General features: G+C 72.9%; 8 protein-coding genes and 3 pseudogenes. 7 read left to right on the top strand and 4 right to left on the bottom strand.

From position 1 onward, the window contains the following. Nucleotides 1-2: 2 nt before the first annotated feature. Both ACIQUT_RS32805 and ACIQUT_RS32810 read left to right on the top strand, forming a co-directional pair. The gene (locus tag ACIQUT_RS32805; protein ID WP_403568349.1) at nucleotides 3-443 is read left to right on the top strand and encodes a hypothetical protein; all 441 of its coding nucleotides are present in this window, start codon (nucleotides 3-5) and stop codon (nucleotides 441-443) included. A 120-nt stretch (nucleotides 444-563) separates the two neighbouring features. Beyond that, nucleotides 564-1,796 (top strand): cytochrome P450, encoded by a 1,233-nt coding sequence (locus ACIQUT_RS32810; RefSeq protein ID WP_403568351.1) that lies wholly within the window; start codon nucleotides 564-566, stop codon nucleotides 1,794-1,796. A gap of 465 nt (nucleotides 1,797-2,261) precedes the next feature. Here ACIQUT_RS32810 and ACIQUT_RS32815 read toward each other — a convergent pair. Further along, a pseudogene (locus ACIQUT_RS32815) lies at nucleotides 2,262-3,084 on the bottom strand (DNA-binding domain-containing protein); the annotation flags it as partial. Then, nucleotides 2,982-3,662, bottom strand: a pseudogene (locus ACIQUT_RS32820) (MFS transporter); the annotation flags it as partial. The pseudogenes ACIQUT_RS32815 and ACIQUT_RS32820, both read right to left, overlap by 103 nt. A gap of 51 nt (nucleotides 3,663-3,713) precedes the next feature. Here ACIQUT_RS32820 and ACIQUT_RS32825 point away from each other — a divergent pair. Beyond that, nucleotides 3,714-4,097 (top strand): annotated as a pseudogene (locus ACIQUT_RS32825) (AraC family ligand binding domain-containing protein); the annotation flags it as partial. Here ACIQUT_RS32825 and ACIQUT_RS32830 read toward each other — a convergent pair. Both ACIQUT_RS32830 and ACIQUT_RS32835 read right to left on the bottom strand, forming a co-directional pair. Then, complete coding sequence (locus ACIQUT_RS32830) at nucleotides 4,040-4,549, bottom strand: IS3 family transposase (protein ID WP_403568353.1); 510 nt, start codon at nucleotides 4,547-4,549, stop codon at nucleotides 4,040-4,042. The pseudogene ACIQUT_RS32825 and the gene ACIQUT_RS32830 overlap by 58 nt on opposite strands. A 13-nt stretch (nucleotides 4,550-4,562) precedes the next feature. Further along, nucleotides 4,563-4,844 (bottom strand): transposase, encoded by a 282-nt coding sequence (locus ACIQUT_RS32835; RefSeq protein WP_403568355.1) that lies wholly within the window; start codon nucleotides 4,842-4,844, stop codon nucleotides 4,563-4,565. Between the two features lie 652 nt (nucleotides 4,845-5,496). Between ACIQUT_RS32835 and ACIQUT_RS32840 the strand changes: the two genes are divergently transcribed. Genes ACIQUT_RS32840 through ACIQUT_RS32855 form a run of 4 tightly spaced genes read left to right on the top strand, consistent with a single transcriptional unit; the run spans nucleotide 5,497 to nucleotide 24,837 of the window. Next, nucleotides 5,497-8,589, top strand: a complete 3,093-nt coding sequence (locus ACIQUT_RS32840; RefSeq protein WP_403568357.1) for a hypothetical protein — start codon at nucleotides 5,497-5,499, stop codon at nucleotides 8,587-8,589. Next, nucleotides 8,586-12,077, top strand: coding sequence for a hypothetical protein (locus tag ACIQUT_RS32845; protein WP_403568359.1), 3,492 nt, complete (start codon nucleotides 8,586-8,588; stop codon nucleotides 12,075-12,077). Before ACIQUT_RS32840 ends, ACIQUT_RS32845 begins: the two co-directional genes overlap by 4 nt. Then, on the top strand, nucleotides 12,074-13,543 hold the full coding sequence (locus ACIQUT_RS32850; RefSeq protein WP_403568361.1) for a hypothetical protein: 1,470 nt from the start codon (nucleotides 12,074-12,076) through the stop codon (nucleotides 13,541-13,543). Before ACIQUT_RS32845 ends, ACIQUT_RS32850 begins: the two co-directional genes overlap by 4 nt. After that, complete coding sequence (locus tag ACIQUT_RS32855; RefSeq protein WP_403568363.1) at nucleotides 13,540-24,837, top strand: hypothetical protein; 11,298 nt, start codon at nucleotides 13,540-13,542, stop codon at nucleotides 24,835-24,837. The genes ACIQUT_RS32850 and ACIQUT_RS32855 overlap by 4 nt, the downstream gene beginning before the upstream one ends. Nucleotides 24,838-24,845: the final 8 nt, after the last annotated feature.

Here is a 24,845-nt window from a genome sequence, read left to right on the forward strand (position 1 = left end):
CCTTGTCTCGCGGTCTCGGTGCCGCACGCTGGCACCGCCTCACGCCGGAGAACCTCGACGCGGTGCGCGCCGGTCTCAGCCCGCGCGCCCTACTGAACGTCTGGCCCGACCTGGACCCCGACGTCGCCGCGGTCCTCGCCGCACTGCCCGAGGAAGGCGCCGTGGAGTTCGTCTGGGAGGCGCAGGACGGGACGATCAGCCACGCGATCGTCGACGACACCGAATACCAGCAGCTCGCCGCCTTGGTGGCCGGCGCGCGGGCGGCCTGCGCCCTGCCCCTGTACCTCGACGAACGCCACCCGCTGCTCTGCGCCGTCCTGCCCGACAGCGACGGCGTGCTGCGCGCCGTGTTGATCGCGACGAGGTTACTCGCGGCGCGCATCACGAAGGTGGCGATCCCGGCGCGGTTGGACTCTTCCAGGGCCTGCGCAAGGAGGCCGTAGACCTTCTTGTACTCCTCGCCGCGGGGGCCGAGGCTGGAGCCCGGGCCCGTTCCACCGCGCGCCGGCCCAGCTCCCGGTCCGCTTCCCTGCCCCCACCGCTGCCTGAAGGAGACGTCCCGCATGCTCCAGCCCGCTCCGTTCGTCCTCGACCCCACCGGCGCCGACCACCACGGCGAGCACGAGCAACTCCGCGGACGCGGCGCCGCGGTCCGCGTCGACGTCCTCGGCGTGCTCGCCTGGTCGATCAACGACCCCGCCCTGCTCAAGAGCCTGCTGAAGAACCCCGACGTCTCCAAGGACGCCCGCGCCCACTGGCCCAGCTTCCAGGAGGCCGTACAGACCTGGCCGCTGGCCCTGTGGGTCGCCGTCGAGAACATGTTCACCGCCCACGGCGACGACCACCGGCGGCTGCGGCGCATGATCGCCCCCGCCTTCTCCGCCCGCCGCATCGACGACCTCGCCCCTGTCGTCGAGACCATCGTTGCGGCCATCCTCGACGACCTCGACGGCTTGCCTGCCGGGGAGAGCATCGACCTGCGCGAGCACCTGGCCTACCCGCTTCCCATCGCGGTCATCGGCCACCTCATGGGCGTCCCCGCCGGCCAGCGAGCGGACTTCCGCGGCGTCGTCGACGGCGTCTTCGACACCACCCTCACCGCCGACCAGGCCACCGCCAACACCCAGGCCCTGTACGCGGTCCTGGACCAGCTCATCGCCACCAAGCGCGCCGACCCCGGCGACGACATGACCTCCCTGCTCATCGCCGCCCGCGACGACGACGGAGACGGGCGCGGCCTGTCCGCCACGGAACTCCGCGACACCCTCCTGCTGATGATCAGCGCCGGATACGAGACCACCGTCAACGTCCTCGACCAGGCCATCAGCCTGCTGCTGTCCCACCCCGATCAGCTCGACCAGCTCCGCGCCGGCCGCGCCGACTGGAACGACGTCGTCGAGGAGACCCTGCGCCTGGAACCGGCCGTCAAGCACCTCCCGATGCGCTTCGCCGTCAACGACATCGTGCTGCCCGACGGACGGACCATCGCCAAGGGCGAGGCGATCCTCGCCTCCTACGCCGCGGCCAACCGGCACCCGGACTGGCACGGCAAGACCGCCGACGACTTCGACCTCCGCCGCGCGTCCAAGGACCATCTCGCCTTCGGGCACGGCGTGCACTTCTGCCTGGGCGCCCCGCTCGCCCGCCTGGAGATCGCCATAAGCCTGCGGATGCTCTTCACCCGCTTCCCCCAGCTCGAGCTCGCCGTCCCCGTCGAGGAGCTGAATCCGCTGGGCTCCCTGATCAGCAACGGTCACGAGCAGCTGGCCGTCCGCCTCCGCCCGGCCGCGGCCTGACGACCACCCAACGACCAGGACTCCCGGTGACGGCCACCAGCGCCGTGCCCGCCACCGCGGACCCGCCCCAGGCCCCGACGGCCCGCACCCGGGTGCAGGCCCGTACGAGAGATGCGGTGCGGTGGCCGTCCACGGCGAGCGGGTCGCCTTCTTCGGCGGCTACGGCGAGGAGCGGGACCGACTCGCCCACGGAGAGCTCACCGAAACCTCAGTCGAGCCAACGGACGTCGCCCTGCTCACCCTGCCCGATGGCCCTGCCCCGGCCGCCGGCGGGTCGTCGGCCGGGGAAGCAGGATCTACGTCCAGGCCAAGCCGTTCACCGCGTGGGGCGTGTTCGACCTCAGCAACTGATACCCAGCACGGGAAAGACCATTTCGACCCGGTCGCCGACCATCCGACGGACAGTCCCACGAGGAGTTTGCCGCGGCGCGTGCCAGCGAGGGTCCGACGGTCTTCGACCGGTTGTGTGCCCGGCAGTTCGTGCACTTGTCTCATCATCGTGCCGATCAGCCGCTCGATGATCCCGCCGAAGTGCGGCTGGCAGAGGGGTCGGTAGCGCACGGCGATGCCGTGCTGGTCACAGCCACGGCGCAGGACCTCGCTCCTGAACTCCGCAGCATTGTCCACGTACAACTCGCGCGGCTTGCCGCTCATCGGCCACACCGCCTCCACGCCCAGCCGCTCCAGCCACGGCCGCTTGTCCGTCGCCGCGTGCGCCAGGCACAGTCCGACCGAGGTCGCCGACGGCGCCTCGAGCGTCACCACCAGGCCCACCACGCACCGGCTGGCCACGTCGATCGCCGCCGTCAGATACGGGCGGCCGACCGGCAGCCGGTGCCGCTCGTCGACCACGATCACGTCCACCGGCGTGTGGTCGACCTGGACCTGTTCCAGCAGCCCGGTGACCTCGGGCGGCACACCTCCGGCCGAGCGCAGAGGCCGGGCCGCGCCCCCTTCCCTCTCGGGCCGCGACCGAGGACACCGGGTCCAGCCGCTCAATCCGCCGACGCGCTGTTCCCCGCGACGGAACCCGCAGGCCACGAGCCCGACGCTGGCGCGTGATCTCCCTGCCGACAGCCGCCACCGAGCGGCGCTGCCGCGTCAGATAGCGAGTGCGCAGCACGTCCTGGACGATCGTCTCGACCTCGTCGGGCAGCCTCCCTCCGCCGCGGCCCCCACTGGAGACAGCGCGATGAAGGTGCTCAGGCCGACGAACGCGATCGACCGGAAGACCACGGCCAGGGACAGCTTCACGAAGGAGGCGATGTCGTCGCTCCCGGCCGGCGCCGTGGTGTCGGGTCCGTCGGCCTGCTTCTGCTGCAGGGCGCGCACCACGGGCAGGCACGGCACGGCACCGGCGAGGGCCGGCAGCACCAGCAGCGGCGTCCAGCTCAGTCCTCCGGGGGCCACTACGGCGGTGACCATGAGCGGAGCCAGCGCGAAGCCGATGTTTCCGCCGCTGGAGAACCAGCCCATGGCCCGGTGGCTGCCCTGACTGGCGAGGCGGGCGACGCGGGCGGATTCCGGGTGGTAGGCGGCCACGCCGATGCCCGAGACCGCGACGAACACGAGCGTGAGCGCGTACGAGCTGCCCAGCCCGCTCAGCGCGATGCCGACACCGCCGAGCAGCGTGCTGACGGGCAGCAGCCAGAGCATCGTCCAGCGGTCGGTGAGCGCACCGAACACCGGCTGCGCCACCGAGGACAGCAGCGAGGCGGCCAGCACTATGCCCGAGGCGACCGCGTAGCTGTAGGCGCGCTCCGCGATGAAGAACGGCACCAGGGCCGCCACGGCGCCTTGGTAGATGTCGACGCAGGCGAGGCGTGCCCCGACAGACAGCAGAGTGATCGATGTATTCCTTCGCACTCCGCCATGGTCCGGAGCTGCCCCCGTGTCGCGCTTCCGATAAATTGCCGGATGGTGACGAAAATCCGCCATGAGCCGGTCGCTCCGACACGCACCCAGCGTCTCGCATCCGGCGGTGAGATCGACGCCCACCGGCACGACGACCACCAGATCGTCTATGCCGGCCGGGGCGTGCTGGCCGTCACGACCAGTGCGGGATCCTGGGTCGCCCCGGGCACCCGCGCCATCTGGGTGCCAGCCGGCGTCGTCCATGCCCACCAGGCCCACGGGGAACTCGAACTGCATCTGGTGGGACTGCCCGCGACCGACAACCCCCTCAGTCTCGACGCCCCAACCGTGCTGGCCGTCGGCCCGCTGCTGCGTGAACTGATCATCGCCTACACCCACGCACCCGACGACGACAGCCCGGAACGGACCCGGATGCGCGCGGTCCTGGCGAGGTAGAGCCAGCCCTCGGCGGTGGGCAGGTAGGTGATGTCGCCGACCAGCTTGGTCCCGGGCCGGTCGGCATGGAAGTCGCGGCCGATCAGGTCTGGGGCCGGCTTCGCCATCGCATCAGGCCGGGTCAGCGAACGCCTCTTGCGCCGGGTGACGCCGCGGATGTCGCGTTCACGCATCACGCGGGCGACGCGCTTGCGGTTCACGCGTCGGCCCAGGCGGCGCAGTTCGGCGTGGATGCGCGGGACCCCGTAGGTGTGCCGGGAAGCGATGTGCACCACGGTGATCCCATGGGCGAGCGCGTCGTCGGCGGCCTCCCTCGCACGACGGGCGGCCTCGCCTTCGTGCCAGGCGTAGTAGGAGGAGCGGGCAACCTTCAGCACCCGGCACAGCAGGACGATCGGATAGGTCGCCTTCTCCGCATGGATCAACCGGTACAGCTCGCTCACCGGTCGTTCTCCTTCACGAAGAAGGCCGTCGCTTTTTCAGGATCTCGATCGTCTGCTGCTGTTCGCGGACCTCCTTGCGCAGCCGCTTGAGCTCCTCACGCTCGGCGCTGGTCAGCTCACCGGACTGGCCCTCGCCCCGGTCCGCCTTCGCCCGGCGGTACCAGCCGCGCAGGGACTCGGAGCTGATGCCGAGTTCCCGGGCGACAGCGGTGACCGTCTTGCCCGAGGAATCGACGAGCGCGATCGCGTCCCGCTTGAACTCCTCGGTGTACCGCTTCGTGTACTTGCTTCCCACCTGGTACTACTTCCTCTGGAACCTCAAGATCCCAGTCTCCAGGTGTCCACGATCAAGGGGAAGCTTCAATCGATCTCTTCACCGCGCTCACGGACCTCAAAGCGGAGCAGGAACGCCTCTTCGTCGGCGCGCAGCGGCTCCAGCGAGACCACTTTGAGCAGTTCAGCGAGTACCAGGTCGGCGTGGAACGCCCTCTCGTCCTGAAACCCGTCGGCGGCGGGACCTCGGCAGACCCCTGGGACGCCGAGGACCTGCGGCGGCTGGCTTCATCGTCTCGACTCTGGTGTGGGCCCAGCTGGCCCTGGACCGGAAGGGCCTGCCCGCCGGGTACCACGTACTACGCGGGACCACCCGGAACGCGGCGACCCTGAGCGGGCATTCACCGCCCTGCGCGCCGAGATCGACGACCTCCTCACCTTGGACAACCCGTTCGAGGCGGCAGGCCCGTCGGCCATCGACGAGGTCGTGTACGGGGACCAGCCGAGAAGTGCCCGGACTTCGCCTGGCAGCAAGCACCGCCTTCCACGGCCGTGGCGGTGCAAGGCGGCGTGGGGCGGGCCCTGACCACGGTGGGTGAAGGGGCTCCCCCGATGGGCCGCGGCCGCAGCGCGTCGAGGTACTCCCGTCCGCGGCGCGGGCATACGGTCGGGACGTGCGTACCCGCGAGGAGAACGTCGTGTCGCCGTTGGACGTCGTGCTGACCAGTGTCGAGTACGTGCCCGGCGATCCCTGGTTCCTCACGCTCCGCTGGCAGGCGTACGACGGCACCGCCGCACCCGACATCCCGTACAGCACGCAGCTCTACTCGTCCGCGGTGCCGGAATCCCGGTACGCCGTCGGGAAACCGGTTGCCGCCGACGACGCCAGCGGGACATGGGACCAGGGGCGGGCCGGCTGTACGCTCAAACCCGGCAGCCGGTACTGGATCGCCGTCGTCACGCCGGCGAAGGTGGTCTCCAACACCGTCGCGGTCCTGTGGCAGGCGCCGTCCGTCGTCTCCGTCACATGCGACGGCGCAGCGCTCGACGTGGCCTGGGCACCGGGCGGCGCGGGTGCGACCGGGGCGGTCGCGACGCTCTCCGCGGGGGGCGGCGAGGTGTGGCGCGGCTCCGCGGCTCAGGCCGCGCCGTCGGCCGCCGCGGTGGCGTCACGTTTCGACGTGGCCGACGCGCCGCTCACGCTCGCGCCCGGCACGCTCACGCTCACGCTGCGTCCGGCCGCGACCGACACCTACGCCGTCTCCACCGGGCCCGCCGCGGTCGCCACGGCGTACACGCACCCGCCCGCCGTCCTGGCGACGGCCTACGCCTCGGGCGACGCCGCGACCGGTCTCGGCTACACCGCCGAGGTCGCCCCGCTGGGCAACACCGGCCTCCAGTACGCGGTCACCGTCCTCGCCGGCGGCGCACGCCTGGCCGGGCCGACGCTGGTCACCGCGACACCGGACGGCGACACCGCCGTGCTCGACGTGGAGGTCCCCCGCATGCCGAACGGCTCGCCGCTCTCGCTCGTCGTCGCCGCGGCCGATCAGGTGGCGACGGGTCCGCCGTCGGCGCCGTTTCCGCTCCTGGCCGTCGCGCCGTCGGTCGAGGCGACGGTGTACGCACCTCCGGGCACCGCGGGCACGGTCGAGTTGGCACTCCGCTCCCCGACGGGCGCGACGCTCGTCACCGTCACCCGGGCCGGGGCTCCGGTCGCGACCACCGTCCTCGAAGGCCGGTCAGGCCGGATCGGTCTCCCCGCCGGCCCCGGACCCTACGCAGTCACCGCCGCCGCCGTGGCCGGGGCGGCGACCGGCGTACCGGGCGCTCCGGTGCCGCTGATCACCGCGCATCCGGTGCTGGTGTCCGCCGCGTACGACGGAACGACCGTCACCGCGGACTGGGCCGAGCCCGCCGGGTCACCCGCCGCCTACCGGCTCCGTGTCCTGGCGGGTGGGGTCGTGATCGCCACGGCGTCGACGGGCAGCACCTCCGGCTCCGTCGACGTCCGCATCGACGGCGGGCTCCCCGACGGCCAGCTCACCGTCGACGTCATGGGCGTGACCGGACCGGTCATCGGGCCGGCGTCCGGGCCGCTCCCCCTCGTCACCCGGGCTCCACGGGTCACGGCCGCGACCACCGACCCTGCGACCGGGACGACGGCCGTCGCCTGGCAGGCGATCACCGGCGCCACCTCCTACCTCGTCCAGGCGTTCCGCGACGGACTCCGTGACGGCGAGCCGCGGACCGTCACCACGCCGTGCTGCGATGTCACCCCCACCCCGGGAGCGGACGCCGCGCTCGCGGTCGCGGCCGTCGTGAGCACCACCACGACCACGGTCACCGGCCCCTTCGGCGACCCGTACCCGCTGCCGACGGCGCAGCCTGTGGTCTCACGGGTGGTGTTCGACGGAGCCGACGCGACGGTCTCATGGCTCCCGGTCAAGGGCGCCACCGGCTACCTCGCCACCGTGCTGGCCTCCGAGCCGGCCGGCTCCGGTACGGCACCGGTGGGCGCCACCGAGACGACGTTCGCGGTCGACACCATGCTCGGCGGCGACTACACCGTCGTCGTCCAGGCGTTGCGCGGGGCGGACGCGGGACCGCCGTCGCCCCCGGTGCCGCTCGTGCCCGAGAGCTGGTTCCTCTCGGCCGGGCCGGCCACGACGGCGTACCCCTACGTCTACACCTCTGCCGGTGTCGCCCCGGCGGCAGGCGATGTGGCCGTGGCCCTGCCCGGCCTCGGGACGTCGTTCACCGGGCCGGTGGAGAGGGATCCGTTCCGGGTCGACGCGGCGGGCCGTACGCTGACCGTCCGCACGATGCCGTTCACACCAGAGGCGGTGCGCAGCTCGCTGCGCGAGGCGTACGCCGGGTTCCTCACCGCCGTGGAGGAGGCGGGTGCGGACGCGGCCGGAGTCGCGCTGCTCCAGCAGGCGGTGTCGCGCACGATGCCCCAGACGTTCGCCGAGACCCTGTACTACGCCTACGGCCTCGACGCCGAGTCCGGGTACGTCGACCTGCGCCCCGGCGTCGTGCTCCGTGTGGCGTTCGCCGATTACGTCAACGTCGGCCAGTCCGCGGCGCCGCCCTACGTCAACGGCTGGGTCGGCACGGGCCACGCGGACTACGACGTCACGCCGTGGACCGCGGCCGACGGCGGGCGGCTCGCCCTCGACGCCTTCCTCGCGCAGTTCGTCGCGACCGGCGCGTTCTCGGCCGGTGCGCCCGCCGGCAGCGGCAACGTGGTGAGCGGGCTCGCCGACGTGGCGGACCTGTTCGGCCTCATCGGGCCCGCCCGCTACCTGCGGCTGTTCGCTCCGGAGCGGCTCGCCGCGCCGGACGCCGTCGGTACGGCGAGGACGAGCGCCGGGTTCGCGATCGCCACCGCCGGCACGTGGGCGGCCATCGAGACCGCGGGGCGTGACCCGCGCCCCGGCTGCCCCGTCGTGGACTTCCGCGGGCGCGCCGTCCTGCGCGCGTGCGTGCGCGTGGTCGTGGACGGCGCCGGGGCCGTCGTGCCGATCGGCACGACGGTGGGCGACGTGCTTGCCCGCCTCAGCCGCCGCCCACCGTACGGCGCCGGCCGCGCCACCGGCGTCGTCCTCGCCCGCGCGACCGGTCCGGTCCCCGTGAACGGCGGCTACGACGTCGCCGCTTCCCGCCACGTCCGCTTCGACTGGCAGGGACTGCCGGAGTACGGCGCCGGCCTCGACGCGTTCTCGCTCCCGCTGCTCGCCGGCGACAGATTGACCATGCGATGACCGGCCCCACGTTCGTCCGCGTCGCCGACGGCCTCTACGAGCTCTCTTCGGACGGCGACTCGCCCGTGGCCGGGTACTGGGCCGGCTACCGCGCGAAGGGCAACCTGCCCGACCCGGCGACGCTCGACGACGTGTGGCGCGACGCCGGTGGCTCGTACGTCTTCTGCACGGCGAAGCCCGCGGCGTACCCCCCGTTCGTGGCCGGGATCGACCAGGTGCTCGCCCAGCTGCCGTACACACGGTTCGTGTGGATCGCCGATCCGGACGGCGACCCCGCCTATTGGCAGCTGTGGAACCTCACCGCCACGTCGACGGGGAGCGGCCCGGCCATCGTGTGGACGGTCCGGCAGGGCGCGTCCTTCGGCTGCGGGGGCTACGCCGTCACGGTGCCGCGCGGCACGGCGCTGACCCGGGCGCCGGCGGGCGTCGCATTGGCCGGGGCATCGTTCGACGGGCCCGACGGCACGGTGTACCGCGCGGCGCCCGGCAGCGCGGGCATCCCGTTCTCCGGCCCCGCCGTCGGCTGCCTGACCGGCACGCTGACGCTGGACCACGCCAACCCCGACGACATGGCACGCCTCGACGTGGGCCTGCGCTACTCCATGCCCGACCCGGACGACCCGAGCCGCGCTGCCGTGCTCGCCGTTCCCATGCCTCTGCTCGCGCAGGACGGCAGTGCGCTGACGGTGTACCTCTCATTCGACCCGCTGTTCCCGCTGGTGCCCGACCGCTCGGCGCTCGGGTTCTTCGCACCCGACCCGCCGGATGCGCCCGACCCGCCCGCGTTGCGGGCCCGGTTCGCCACAACGCTCGGCGCCGAGCCGACGCTGGCGCCGGTCCGCGGGACGCCGCCGCAGTGGCCCGCACGGCTGGTGTTCGCCACCAGCCCCCGCGTCGTCGACGACCCGTCCGACCCCCAGGTGTACCTGACGCCGGACGGGACCTTCCTGCTCGCCGTCGGGGCCGAGGACGGCACCCGGCTCGCGCTCGGCCTGTCCGGCGTGGAGTACGTGGACGTCGGCAACGGTGCCGTCGCACTGTTCCAGGCCGGCCACCCGGCGTTCCTGCCCGGCACGGGTGACGCGGCGCTGGAGCCGCTCGGGACCACGGCGTACGTCGCGCTGCTCCCCGACACCTCCGCGGACCTCACCTACTACGCGCAGCCGTGGCAGTCACCGCTGTACGCGCGGGCGGACGACACCGGGTTCCTCCGTTTCCACGAGATGCCCGCGGCGACGCTCGGCGCCTTCGTCGACGGAGACCCGCCCGTCGTCCCGCTCGGCGCGTACCTCGGCGTCGACCCTGCTCTGGCGCCGTACGCCGCCACGATCGAGCAGGCGGCCCTCGCCCCGGTACGCCGCGCGAGCCTTCCGGTCCGCGACGCGGCCGGCGGGCAGGCCGGCGAGGACACGGCGCTCGCCGTCACACCGAACGGCCTTCTCGCCAGGCTGACGGCCGACGGCACCGCATGGCGGCAGGCCGTCCTGGCCCGCCTGCCCGGCGCGCCCGTCGACGAGTTGGTGCTGACCGCCGTGGGCCCGCGCCTGCAGGCGCTGCTCCAGTCCGGCGAGGCCTTCGCCGTCGTCTCGGACGTCACCGAATTCTTCCGTCAGTCCTCGGTCCGCTACCGCGTCGACGACATGGTACGCGCGCTGCTCCTCGCGAGGGGCGTCCCGGCGCCGGTCGTCCAGGCGGTCGCCGACGCTGCCGGACCGGACGCCTACGACACCGAGGAGGCGTTCACCGAGCAGGTCGCGGCGGCGGCCGGGGCCTACCTCGACACGCTGCTGTCCGTCGCCGGGCTGCTGAAGGCGGTGCTCCAGGACTGGACGTTCCAGCTCTCGCCGCGTTCGTGGCGGACCGGCGAGGACGCCAGGACGGTACTGCTGGTCAAGTTCGCCTCCCGCTCCCTCACCGACCTCGCCGGCGACCTGCCCGCCTGGGGCTGGCCGGAGGCCGCGTACGACGAGCACGGCGACCCGCGGCCGACGCAGGAGCTGGTGCTCGGCGTCATCGAGGACGCCCGCGACCGCGCGGCCGTCGACCCGGGCGGCCCCTACGCGCGTTTCCTCCGCGAAGTCGCCGACAACCCGGCGTGGAACGGCGTCCTCGTCCTCAACGCCCCGGTCGCCGTCGCCGAGCTGCCGCGCGAGCTGCAGTTCGTCACCGCGGGCATCGACACAAACCGGTTCTACGCCCGCCACGTCGGGTTCGGCGTCACGCCGTTCAAGCACTCGGCCGACGGCGGCATCACGCTCGGGCAGACCGCGGCGTTCGGCCTGATCTCCTACGACGACCCGACCGACCTCCATGTCGAACCAGGGCAGCCGGACTTCGCGTTCAAGACCCAGCAGCTGTCGGCGCGCTTCGCCAATGCCGCGCTGGCCGAGTTCTCCGCCCGGGTGGAGCTGATGGCCAACCGGCTGTTCGGGTCCGTGCTCACCAAGCGCGCACCGGAGAGCGGCAACAACCTCGTCCTCCTCGGGTCGTACCAGCGGCAGAACGGCAGGCCGTCGTACGCGTTCACGCTCGTCGGCGGCGCCGACTTCGCCGCCGGGGATTCCGTGCTGCTCGGCGTCGAGGTGCTCGGCGTACAGGTGCAGACGGCCACGGGGTCGATCGACGCCGGGACGCTGGCCGTCGACTTCGTACTCACCGGCAAACTGCGGTTCGCCGAGCTGCCGCACGCCGACCTGTTCTCCTACGGCCCGAACGCGGCTCTGCCGCCGCCGGGCACGCCTGCGTTCGACGGGTACCTGCGGTTCGGGAACCTCATCGTGTCGATGGCCTTCCCCGCCGCCGATCCCGGCGCCCAGGCGTTCACGACGGCCTATGACCGGATGTCGTTCGACCTCGCGAACAGCGAGGCCCGCGTGCAGTCGCTCACCAGGGGCTTTCCCGTCCGTGTCACCGGCGCCGCGGCCAACCCGGTGCCCGACCCTCCCGGGGGGCCGCGCGGGCGGACCCCCGAGGACCTCGGCTACACCGGCGTCCTCGCGCCCCTCGACGCCGTGCTGCTGTCCCCGCCGTGGTTCGGGCTGGTGCTCACCCTCGACCTCGGCAGCCTCGGCGCGCTGGCCGGCAGCGCGGGCATGCACGCCACGCTCCTGGTCGCCTGGTCGCCCGGGACGCGGGACGAACGGCCCGTGTACTTCGGTCTGCGGCTGGCCGGCGCCGATGCGACGACGGCGAGCTGGCCGCTGCAAGGCGTGCTCAAGCTGGGGTTCCGCGGCTTCGAGCTGACGACGTACGAGGAGGGCGGCAAGCGCGAATACCTGATGCGGCTGCGCCACCTCGCGCTGTCGGTCCTCGCGTTCTCCTTCCCTCCCGGCGACCTCGACGTGCTCGTCTTCGGCGACCCCGAGGGCAGGAGCTCCGCGGTCGGCTGGTACGCGGCCTATGACTCCGGCACGCAGGCGAAAGCCGCACGGCGCAGGCTCGCGGGCGGCCGCCGGGCCCTCCCCGAGAGGAACAGGTCGCAGAGATGAGCAAGCTGGTGTTCTGGGTTCTTGACGTGGGCCAGGGGAGCGGCAACTTCCTTCAGGTCTTCGACGACAAGGACAAGCTCGTCGGTTCGGTCCTCCTCGACCTCGGCTCCGAGCGGAAGAAGGCCGACGCCGGGTTCCCCTCGGCGGAGATCGTCGCCGGACTGCTCAGCGACTCCGGCACGCTCGACCTGGTTGTGCTGTCACACAGCGACTCCGACCACATCAACCTCATCCCCGAGCTGCTGTCGTACTTCACCGCCTCGGAGCTCACGATCAACACCGTCGTCTACGGCGGAGACTACGGCCGGTACCAGAAGCGCAGCGGCACGAACATCCTCGACCAGCTCGACACGTACATGCCGGTCAACAGCCCCGATCCGCTGCCCCCGGGGTTCAGCGCGTTCTTCGGCAACCCCAAGCCGGCCCCGAATTACACGCTGGGCGACCTGAAGCTCTGGATCCTCATGGCCAACGCCGCCGAGCCGGGCCAGAAGAAGGCGAAGGTCGCCCTGCAGGCCGCCTACGGGACGAAGCGCAAGGCTGCGTCCGACGGCTACAACGTCAACACCAACTCGGTCGTCGTCCTGCTGGCATTCCGCGGCTTCCAGTTCGTCGTCACCGGCGACGCGACCGGAACGACCCTTTACCAGATCAACCGGGTGGTGAGCGCCTCGGTCAAGAAGGCGTACCTGAACGCGGTTGCCATGTTGACGCTGCCCCACCACGGTAGCGCCACAACGACGTTCGACGTCCGCGGCGGGATCGATGGCGAGGACAACCTCACGACCTTCGTCGACAACATCACGCCGTATTCCCTGACCGGCAGCGCGGACAAGGTGCGCACGTTCAAGCACCCGTCGGCAAAGGTCATGGAGTTTTTTTGGGCGGGAATCGCGCGGGGAAAGCCATACTGGAAGGACCCGACCCTGGGCGGCCGGCACTTTTACACGGCGTACTTCACCCCGGACGACAAGTACGACTACGCCGACGGCAAAGGGAAACGGTTCGCGTGGCCGAGCCGCCCGTGGTGGTACTCGGTACAGACCGAGTCGAACATCTATACGAACATGTACGTCGACCAGTCGGACAGCGGCCAGCAGGAGATCGTGCTGCCGCCCAACTCGTCGGCGCGCATGGTGCCGGACAAGCCGAAGCCGCCGCGTGCGCTCGGCGTGGCGTGGACGTACACCGTCACCAACGTCGTGACGCTCACGATGCAGGTCAACCGCCCCGACTACGAGCGGATGATCGCGGCGCGCGGCATCGTGCCGACCGGCTGGCCGCACCCCGACGCGCTGGGCGAGAACCGGTGGGTGTCGCTGCCGTCGCCCGACGAGCCCGACGAGCCCGACGCTGCCCAGGCCGCCGACGCCCGCCCGACCGCCGCGCCGCCCGATCCCGCACTGCCCCGGCACCCGGCCCCCACATCGCGGCGGCCGCTGCCCCGACTGCGGGCGCTGCCGTGACGCCGTCGCCGGAGCAGGTCTACAACGCGCTCGTACGCCAGCGCCACGACGGCACGATCGACCTGCCCGCCGCGGTCGCGGCCGAGCCCGATCTGGCCGCGCTCGGGCCGGCGCTCGACCTGCTGCGCGCGGGGCCGTCATGGCGGGTCCGGGTCGGCGAACTCACCTGGAGCGCCCGCTCGGTGAACCTGACCGGTGAGGCGTCGTTCGCCGTCCCCGGCGGGGCGGCGTTCGCGGTCGGCGTCACCCTCGCGTACGCCACCGGCGACGACGGCGGTGTCTTCGCGCTGCGGCTCGCGACAGTCTCCGGGTGGACGTTCGGCGCGGTATTCCCCACCCTGCCGCCCACCCCCGTCCAGGAGGGCGGGGTGGTGAGCTACCGCCCGTCATTCCTCGCGGACCTGCCGGTCTCCGGCGTCGTGTTCGCCGCGACGGCCACGACCGGGGGCACGGCCGGCCTGCGGCTCACCGGCGCGGTCGGCGCGTCACCGCTGTTCGACCCGTTCGCGGACTTCTACGGGCCGTTCCCACTGTGCTTCGACGGGCCCGTATCGATCCCCGCGGACGCTGCGAGCGCACCGGACCTGTCGCTGTTCGCGGCATCGACGCACCCGCCGGTCACCCTCGGACCGGTCGCCCTGGAGGAATTCGGCCTCCGGCTCGCGACCGAACTCGACCTCGACCTGGCAGTCAGCCCCGTGGCGTCGTACTCCGCGGTCTACGGCGAGGCGACGCTACGCCTCGGCACCAACGAGCCTGTGACCGGGACCGTCAGCACCCCGCTCCTCGCGATGGCGACGACCTGGCTCATGCACGTCGCCTTCCCCCTGGACGACGCGCCGGGGCTCGGCGGGGGCCTGGCAGGCATCGCGTCGGTGATCGGCGTGCCGGCCGACCTCCTGGCGGCGCCGCGCGCGTTCGACGACTTCACCGGCTTCCGGATCAGTGAGATCGACCTATCGCTCCTGCCGCCGTCGGTCACGGGCGGCGCTCCGGCGCTCGACTACGTCGCGGTCGTGTTCCGGTCGGCGAAACGCTGGACGCCGCCGGTGCCCTACCTCGCCGTGACCAATGTGGGCATGCGCTGGCTCGCGTTGTGGGGCGGCGGAGCGCCGAGCGTGTCGGGAACGGTGTTCGGCACGGTCGAGGTCGGGCAGGCCGACCTCGACCGCCGGATGCTCGCCGCGGGAAGACCACCGCGCGTCGCGATCGGCGGAGCCGCTCGCCCGCCCGCCCTCGCGACGCCGCAGGAGCCGGTGTTCTCGCTCGACGTGACGGCCTCCTTCCCCCAGTTCGTCGTCACGGGGGCGCTCTCGCAGGGCGAGATCCCGCTCGACCAGGCGCTCGGCTGGCTGTTCGGCGTGACGTTCCCCTACGCGCTCGACGTGACGCAGTTCGAGCTCGAAGCCGACCTGTGGGCGCAGACCTTCACCGGTGCCGCCGTCGTCACGACCGACTTCTCCGTCCTGGTCGGTGGGGTGGAGATCAAGCTCAGCGACGTGTTCCTCCGTGTCGACGTGCTCCAGAGCGGGGTGGCCGGCGGCATCACGGCGACGTTCGTGCTGCCCGGTGTCGGGCCCGGTGGCAGCGGCGACGCGTCGTTCGAGGTCGGCGCGCAGTACGCGGCGTCGACCGCGTGGGAGTTCCACGGCGAGCTGGGGGCGGGCGACCAGGTCGACCTCGTCACGCTGGTCGGCAAGTTCATGGGCGCAGCGTCAGACAACGATCTGCCCTCGGTCTCGCTCACCGAGCTGTCGCTCCACTTCGCGCCCACGCCGGGGACCTACGACGTCGCCGGGGCGGTGGTCGGTGTCTGGCGGCCCGTCATCCTCGGTCAGCCACGGGACCTCTCCGTCGGCGCCCGCGTCGCCGTCTCCCGCGACGCGCAGGGCGGGGTGAGCGGCTCGGTGGCGGGTACCTTCTCGGTGAACAAGCTCGCGGTCTCGGCAGGCGTGGACTTCGCCGCCAAGCAGCTTGCCTATCTATTGAAGATCCAGTTCGGCGACCTGTGGGTCTCTGCTGTCACCTCGCGGCGAGGAGAGGACAACCACCAGGTCGTCTCCGTCCGGCTCGGCGGCGTGACCCTCGGCGAGATCGTCGAGTACCTGATCGGGCTGGCGGCGCCGACGGTGAAGGTCACGCTCGACCCGCCCTGGGACATCCTGTCCAGGATCGACCTGTCGTCGTTCGTGCTGACGGTCGACCCGGCCGAGTCGACGGTGGAGTTCACGTACTCGACGACGGCGAACCTCGGGGTGATGTCCGCGGACACCGTCGGCGTGCGCTGGAAGCGGCAGCCGGACGGCCGCTCGACGGTCGAGATGATCCTCACCGGCAGCTTCCTCGGGCAGGACTACCCCTCCCAGCGACCGCTGTCGTGGGATCTGCTCGGCGGGTCGCCGCCCGCGGTGCCCGGTCAGGGGAAGTCGCTGTTCGACCTCCTCTACCTCGGCATCGGGCAGCGGGTGGCGCTGCGCGCGGAGTACCCCGACACGATCCGGGACACGGTCGCACAGCTACGCGCGGACATGAGGCCGGTCAAGCCCGACGGCAACCCCGTCGGCAAGATGCCGGAACTCGAGTTCTCGCCCGACAGCGAGTGGCTGATCGGGTTCCAGGCGGCCTTCCTCGACACGCTGGACCTGTCGTTCGTCTTCAACGACCCCCGCCTGTACGGCCTCGCCGTCGGGCTGCGCGGTGAGCGCGCCGGCTCGCTGGCGGGCCTCCAGTTCGAGATCCTCTACAAGAAGATCAGCGACGACATCGGCATGTTCCGGGTCGAGCTGCGGCTGCCGGACGCGTTCCGGCGCATCGACTTCGGCGCGGTGTCGGTGACCGTCGGGATCGTCGTGGTCGAGGTCTACACGAACGGCGACTTCCTCGTGGACCTCGGCTTCCCCCACGGCCGCGACTTCAGCCGGTCGTTCTCCGTCGAGGTGCTGCCGTTCGTCGGCCGCGGCGGTGTCTACTTCGGCGTCCTGAGCGGCGCGACCTCCAGCCGCGTGCCGCGCGTCTCCAACGGCACGTTCGTGCCGGTGCTGGAGCTGGGTGTCGGCCTGGCCGTCGGCGTCGGCAAGGAGGTGTCGTTCGGACCGCTGTCGGGGGGTGCCTACGTCGAGGTGCTCGCCCTGTTCCAGGGTGTGCTGGCGTGGTTCAACCCGTCGAGCAGCGGCGCCGCGCCCGCGATGTACTACTGGGCCCAGGCGGTCGTCGGCATCCACGGCAAGGTCTACGGCCGCATCGACTTCAAGATCGTCCAGGTCAATGTCACGATCGAGGCGTGGGCCGAGGCGAGCGTCGCGCTCGCGGCGTACCACACCTCGGTGTTCCGGCTGAACGTGGGCGTGAGCGTCAAGGCGTCGGTGAAGGTCCTGTTCATCACGGTGTCGTTCTCGTTCAGCGCGCGCATCGACGTCGGCTTCACGGTCGGCCGCGACCTGCCCACGCCGTGGATCGTCACCGGGGGGCAGTCGGCGCCGACTGCTGCCCTGCTGCGCTCCACCGTGCTCCCGCCGCTGCGCAGCCCCGGGCGCAGGGCCGCGGCCCTCGCCGCACCGCGCGGCACCACGGTGACCTGGGTTCCGACGACGAAGGTGTTCCCCGACGCTCCGCTCACCGCCGAACTGACGCTCCTGCCGGCGTTCTCCGTCGACGGCCTCGCGGTCGGCTGGAGCGTCACCCCGCCCGCTCCCCCGGCGCCGACCCACCGCGCCGCGCTGCTGCTCTTCGCACCGCTGCACGCGCCGGAGGGAGCGGCGCCAGGTGCCGAGCGGCTCGTCGAGGCGTTCCTGCGCTGGTGCTTCGCCGCGGTCACCGGGTCGCCCGGCCACGGATCCGCGACCGTGACCGCCGGCCAACTCGACGTACTGGCGCGGGCCCTGCGCGACCCCGGACAGACCGACACGCCCTTCGGGGTGGAAGACCTGGCGGTGTTCCTGGCGACCAACCTCCACTTCGACGTCACCGGGCGCCCGGCGGGTGAGGATCCGGTCGACGTGGACGGCATGGTCGTCGGGGTCCCGCCGTTCGTCGCATGGACCTCACCACAGGCACCGGGACGCGACCTGGCGACCTACCAGAGGGTCGGACCGCTCTACGAGTGGGGGATCGCCGAGTACGCCGCACGCTTCGCCGCGACACCGGCCCCGCTCCCGGCGAAGCCCGACGACCCGCTCGACGCGTACGAGTCGTTCGCCTCGTACGTCTTCCGCGACTGGTGCCTCGGACTGGCGCGGGCCGCCGTCCAGGAGGCGGCCGGCCTGCTGGAGGACTGGACGGTGCCCGCGCCCGAGGCTCCGGTGTCGCTCGCGGACATCGCCTCGCAGTTCCCCCGTGCCACCGTCTCCTACGCCGTACGTGCCGGCGACACGCCGGACAGCGTCGCCGAGGCACTCGGGACCACCACGGCAGAGCTCGCCTTCCTCGACCCCGGGCTGGCACAGGACCTCGCGCACGCCGCCGCCGGTACCGTGCTCCAAGTCGAGCTGGGAGTCTGCGCCGAGTCGGTGGCGCTGGCCAACGCGGACTTCCCGCTGACCGTGACCGAAGCGCTGCCACTGGGCACCGTGGACCACCAGGTCGAGGCGTCGGAGACCCTCCGGGCCGTGGCCTTGCGCTTCGGTGTCGCGGATCCCGACGTGATCGCGCAGGTGCTGGACGACCCGGCGCTGCTGCGCGCCGGCGCCGTACTGGAGGTGCCGGCCTTCACGCTGACGGAGGGCTCGTTCACCTCCACCGTCGAAGCGGCAGCGGCGATGTTCACGCACTACGTCCCCGACGCCGAGGTCGAAGCCGTCGAGTGGTACCTCCAGGCACTTCCCCACCTCGACCCCGACTACACCGCCGGCGGCGGAACCGAGCTGCAGGTCCCGACCGAGTTCGGCGATTGGGAGCACCCGACGACCTACACGACGCTGCCCGGCGACACCGTCCGCTCCGTCGCGGCCTCGCTCGCGCTCGCCCAGGGCGCCGCCACCGGCGCGGGCGGGCCGCCCGGCTGGCCGGCGTTCCGCGACGCGGTGACCCGGGCCCCGGACGGCGGGTTCGCCATCCCCGCGGCGACGACCCGGATCCAGCCCCGGGAGACGCTCGCCGCGCTCGCCGCCCGTACGGTCGTCCACACCTCCGCAACGGTCGGGCAACTCGTCGCGACCGCCGACATCCTGGCGCCGCTCGCACTGGTACCGGTGCCCGACGTGGCCGCGACCGTAACCGCCGGCCGTGACACGCTCGCCGCGCTCGCGGCGCACTACGCGCTGCCGGTGGCCGACCTCGCCGAACGGATCGCGACCAGAGCGGTGTTCGCACGCAGCGGCGACCGGACGGAGCTGCACGTCCCGCACGTGCCCGCCGCGTCCATCGACCAGGTCATCGCTCGTGTCACCGCCAGCGAGGCGCTCGGACAGATCGCCGGGCTGGTGTCGCGGCAGCTCCTCAGCGGCCAGCGGGTGCCCGCACCGGCCGACGCCGGCGGCGGGCACCGGGCCGCAACCGGCGCCCTCACACCGCTGCACGATCTGACCGGCCAACAGTTCGACAGCCCCGCGCCCGACCCGTCCGAACCGGAGGCCGTGGCCCTGCGCATCGGTCTCACGTCAGCGGCCGACTGGCTGGTGCTGCGCGAGTCCGCCACCACGGACGGCGCCGTCGTCCGCAGCGACATCACGACCCGGCTGACGCTGGAGTTCACCAACGCGGACCTGCTGCGGCTCTACCCGCCGACGGTCATGACGATCGAGCCGATCAGCCCGCCCGCGCCGCTGCCGCTGGGCGAGCCGGCACCCGTCAGCTACGGCCTCGACCACCGCGTCGAGCTCCAGTCCCCGATCCCGATCCCCGTCCCCGGCCGGGACGCGGCCGCCACCGGCAGCGCGAGCCTGTGGTCGTTCCCGCAAGCCCTGCGGGCCCGCGCGGCACTGTCCCCGACAACGCCGTACGACGTGGTGCGCACGGCCGCACCCGGGCTCACCCCCAAGCCCGGCGACATCGTGGGGGACTCCACGTTCGCGACGACGGTGACCTTCGGGGTCCGGAAGGTCGGCACGCTCCCCCACGTCTACGAGCTCGTCGGCGCGGACACCACCGACCGCGACGTGCTGCTCGCGCTCTGGGCACACCTGGCCGACGGCCACGGCGCCGACGCCTTCCTCGCCGTCGCGCCGCCGCCCGACGCGTCCAACACCTCGGGGCTCGCGGTACTCGCGGCGGACACCTCTTGGACCTTCATCCTCAAGACCAACGAGTCCACCGAGTCCAAGCCCCCCTCCGCTGCGCCGTCGGGCACCGGCCCGCAGCCCTGGGCCGCCTCGCTGGCCGACGTCGCGGACTTCCTCGTCCTGCTCTGGCAGGGCAGCGTCGTCGGCGGTACCGGCTACTACCTCCGGTACCGGTCGGCGACCGACGACGACCTCCCGGCCGGTGCGTTCGACCCCGACGGACTCGCCCGCCTGTCACTGCTCGTCGTCCTCGACGACCGGGCGGACCCCGCACCCGGCGGGCGCACGCTGCTGCCCTTCGACACCTGCGCGGTCCTGGCGCCCGGCCTCGATCCGTCGGCCACGGCACTGTACGTCGAGGCGGCCGAGCCGGGCGCCGAGACCTCCATCGTGCCCGTCGTACCGCAGGGGCTGACCGGTTTCACGACCACGCTGGCGCAGCCGCCGGACGACGACACGCCCGAGGCACGGGTCGCCCGGTTGTTCAGCCTCCTGACGTACGACGCCGCGACGCCGCTCGGCGCGTGCGGGCTGCCGGTCCCACCGGCGGACAACGACGGCACCGGCCTGCCCGCATGGCACCGTGACCGTCTCGCGCGGGCCCGCCGCTTCGGACGTGCCGTCACCGAGGCCGAACCGGCGTACTGGAGATTCCAGCAGGTCATCCCCTACGCCCGCACCGCGACCCCGGAGCCGGCCCCGGCGGTGCCGGGCCTGCCGGACAGCGCGGCGGACCCGTACCGGGGCATCGCCGGCGAGACGACACCGGTCGCGCCGATCACCCTCGGCCTGTGCGACGTGCTCGGGAACAGGGGCGTCTCGACGGGAGCCGACGGGGAGACGCCGTACGTCGTCGACGCGCCCGCCGGCTACACCGACACGCTGCTCGCCGTCACGCAGTGGCCTGCCGTGTCGCTCTCGTACACCGTGTCACCGAGCTCCGCGGGTCCCCTGCTCACCGTCACGATCGCTCCGCAGGCGGGCGCCGCCGCGCCGGAGCCGGGCAACTCGGCGGCCAGCGCGATCCAAGCCGCGGCCCGACAGGCCGAGCGCTACGCGACCGCGTACTACCAGCTCGCCGGCGGCCGGACCACGGCATCCCTGGTCACGACGCTCATGCCCGGCGGCGACGGCGCGCCCGACCCGCTGGCCGTGGACGGGACGCCGCTGTGGCGCTACGCCGCGGCGGGCTTCCTCGCGTCGGCCGCCGCCGCGGCCACCGCACCGGCCACCGCCTCGGCGACCGTCACCCACCTCGTCACGGCCTACGGAGCCTCGCCGGAAGGTCTCGCGACCGCGAACGCGAACGCCGAAGCCGCCGCTCTCTTCGGCCCGGACGCGCCCGTCGTCCCCGCGTACGGGGTCTTCGCCGAGGGCCGCAGCGCCGACGACCTCGTCCACGGACTCGGCCCCGGCTGGCCGCACCCGGCGAGCGGCGCGGCGCTGCTCGCTCTGGAGGAGAACGCGGACCTCCCCCTGCGGCCCGCCAGCACGCTGACGACCCCCGCGGCGTCCGTCTCCTTCGCCGACCCCGACGCGTCGCTCGACGCGGTCGCCGCCTCCGCACACACCCTCCCGGGGCTGCTCGCCGCGGACAACGCGACGACCCCTGGCGTACTGCGTCCGGGGTTCGTCTTCCTGTGGGAGGACGTGCCGCTCGCGGTGCCGCAGCAGCCGCCGTACTCCTTCGCCGACGTGGCAGCTGCCTACGCCGCGCTCGGCCACGACGCGGACGTCGCCACGCTCGCCGCCGCCAACGCCACGCGGCCCGGCATCCTCGACCCTGCCGCCGAGCTGACCTCCCGGCACTACGTCGCCGTCGAAGGCGACACACTCGCCGCCAACGCCTCCGGCGCGACAAGAGCCCGGCTCGCCGATGCGAACGGCGACACCGACGACCTGTTCGAGGCGGGCACGCTGCTCTACGCCGGCGATTTCACGGGGGTGACGGTGCCGCCCGGGCAGACACTGCACGAGCTGGCCGACCGCTACGCCTGCCCACCGGCCCTGCTCCTGACCGCGAACGCCGCCCGCCCGCTCGCCGACGCCGTGCTGCCCGGCTGTGTCACCGTGCCCGGGACGGTGCGGGTGCCCTACACGCTGCGGCCCGATGACACCCTCGACGCGCTCGGCCCGGCGTTCGGGACGACGAGGCTCGGGCTGGGAGGCCTCAACGCAGCGATGCCGGGCGTCCTCGCCCCGTACCGGACGGTCTCCGTCGACACCCCGGAGGGACCGGTGGCCACCATGACCACCGTCGACGACACCCTCGGCGCGGTATGGCAACGACTCGCGGCACAGGGGGAGGTGACGTTCGAACAGACGGTGGCGGCCGTTGCGAGCGACGCGTCCTACCTCGCGGACGGTGCGCTACTCGTCTGCGGGCCGGCTGTGCTGGCCGGTACGGGCCCGGCGTTGACTCCTGCGGGTGCGGCAGCGGCGTACGGCCTGGACCCGGTGGCGTTCGTGCAGGCGAACGCCGGTGTCACCGGGCTGGTCGAGGACGGTGTGACCCTGACCGTCGACGGCGTGAGCGTCACCACGGGTGCGCACGACAGCCTCAACACCGTCCTGACGCGCTTCGCCGCGGCGGGCGCCGCGCTGACGTCGGCCGGCCTGGTGGCGGCCCTGGCGGACGTCGCGTTCCTGCGGCGCGGTGCACGGGCGCTGCTGCCGCAGGCGCGGGTCTCCGTCGCCGCGGTGCTGCCCGCCGAACTGCCGCTGGCGAACACCACCGTGCCGTTCCCCCTCTCCATCGCGCTGCGACTGGCGCGGCCCGACGTCCTCGTCGACCCCGTCTTCCGGACCGCGGACGGCTCGGGGGCCGCCGAACGCTCGGACGCGCCGGTGCCGCCCCACGTCACGGACAGCGGCGAGCAGGGGAAGGAATCGCTGACGCTCGCGGCGTTCGAGGCATCCCTCAGGGCGGCGTTCCCCTTGCTGCGGCTGGCCACCGGACGTGCCCCGGGCGGCGGAACCGACCTGTCCGTGGTGGCCTTCACGGAGGAGGGCGGCATCCCCGAGGTACACGTCGCGCCCGGCCTGACCTGGCACGACGGGGACGGTACCGCGAGGACGATGCCGCGCGTCTTCGCCCTGCGGCCGCTGTCCCACGAGCTCGTCAGCCGTACCGGTGTCCCGGTTCACGCCCTCGGCCCCGACGGTGCCCTCGTCCCCGATGCGACACCCACGGACTTCGACGGCGTCGACTCCGAGGTGTGGGCGCGGCGCCTGCTCGCCGACGTCGATCTGTTCCTCACCGCGGCCTACGCCACCGCGGTGCACGCCGACCCCGCGACCGGCGACGCGCTGGCCCTGGTACTCGCCGCGAAGCGCACGCTCTCCCGGGCCGTCGCCCGCGGCCTCTGGCCCGTCCTCGACGTCGCCGACCCCCACGCGGTGCCCGCGCGGGCCGCCGCCGTCGCGCGGCTTGCCGACGAGCTCTCGGTGAGCCTGTCGCGTGCCTATGACGCGGCCGCGCTCGTACAGTACGACGCCACCGTCACGCCGCCGACCAACACCGCGGGCGGACGACCGGCCCGGCTGTACGGCACGCTCGCTACACCGTCCGGAGCCTCGTACACCCTGTCGTCGGCGAAGACGGATCTGTCCACCGCCTCGTCGTACGTCGGGTTCCTCCTGAGCCTGCCCGATCCGCGCTGGCAGGCGTACGTCCCCGTCGACCTCGACTACGGATTCCTGGACCTGGAGTACGACATCGCGGCCGAGCCTCGGATCGGCGGCTACGAGGCGTCCCGCTGGCTCGCCTTCTACCCGCCGCTGACCGGCGACGCCAGACCCCCGGCGCTACGGACCACGCTCGGACGCGCCAACGTGCCGGTGCCGCTGCGCGCGTACCCGGCGCCGCCGGTACTGCTCGGGCAGACGGCCGGCGCGACGTTCGCGCAGGAGCCACCGACTCTCGCCGGCGCGCCGCGGTGGACGTACGGAGTCGGCTACGTGCACGAGCACGCGGCGCAGGACGAAGTGCGCGTGACCGTGGCCTTCAACGTCACCGGTGGGGCCGGACCCGCCGACGCAGGCACCGACGACGTCGTGAGCGCGCTGGCCCGCTATGTCTCGGTCGCCGACGGCCTCTGGTCGCTGCTCGCCGGATACGTCACGGACTCCGGCGACGGTTCGGCGCGGGCCAACGCCGCGGGAACCTTCGCCGGCCTCGTCCGCCTCGTCGCCGACGCGTGGGACGGCAGGTGGCCCGCCGCCGCCGCGGCGACCGCGGAGCAGCACGCCGCCCCGGCGGCCGTGGAGCCGCCCGCGGCGACGCCCGGCCCCGACCCCGTCGAGGTCACCGTCGGCGTGCGCGTCGGCTACACCGTCGAGGACGACGTCACGTATCTCGCCTCCGTCGAGCTCACCCCGGTGACGGCGACGCCCGGCCCCGGCGGCGCGTGGCCCGAGGTCTCCTACGTCGACGCCGCGGGCACCGCCGTTCCGCTCGTCCCGGACGCACCCGTCGGCGGTACGCGCAGGTACCGGTTCGACCCGCCGGTGCTCGCAACCGGGTGGCCGCAGTTCCGGCTGTGCTGGCCGGGGCTGCACGTCATGGAGTACCAGAACGCCTGCGCCACGCTCACCGTCCGCCGCAACACGCGCCTCGTCCCCGACGGGCCGCCCACCGACGAGCAGTTCGTTTTCCGCACCGCCCCGGCCGTCGCTCCCGACGTCGTGACGCCGTTGAACATCTGGGACGAACCGGTCGACCTAACCGAGCTGGGTCCGCTCGACGACGCCCTCACCGCCGCATTCGCCGCACTCGCCGGCGGCTCCACCGACGCGGGGGCCGCGGTGGGCGTCGGCTACGGCTTCCAGATCCTTCCCGGAACCGACGGCGCGTCGGGCCTCGTGAGCCGGCTGCCCATCGCACTGGCCCATGTCGTCATGGACGGGTCGACCGGCGCAACGGTCGGGCAGGTCGCGGCCGACTGGCTCAGTGACAACGACCCGCCCGCCGCCCGCGCGCGACTGTTCACCTTCTCGCTCACGCTGTTCTCGCAGCTCGATCCGAGCGCGGTTCAACCGCTACTGACGATTCCTCAGCTCATCCACCGCATCCTGTAGCAGGTGGC

The organism is Streptomyces sp. NPDC090445, assembly GCF_044769385.1.
Classification (GTDB): Bacteria; Actinomycetota; Actinomycetes; order Streptomycetales; family Streptomycetaceae; genus Streptomyces.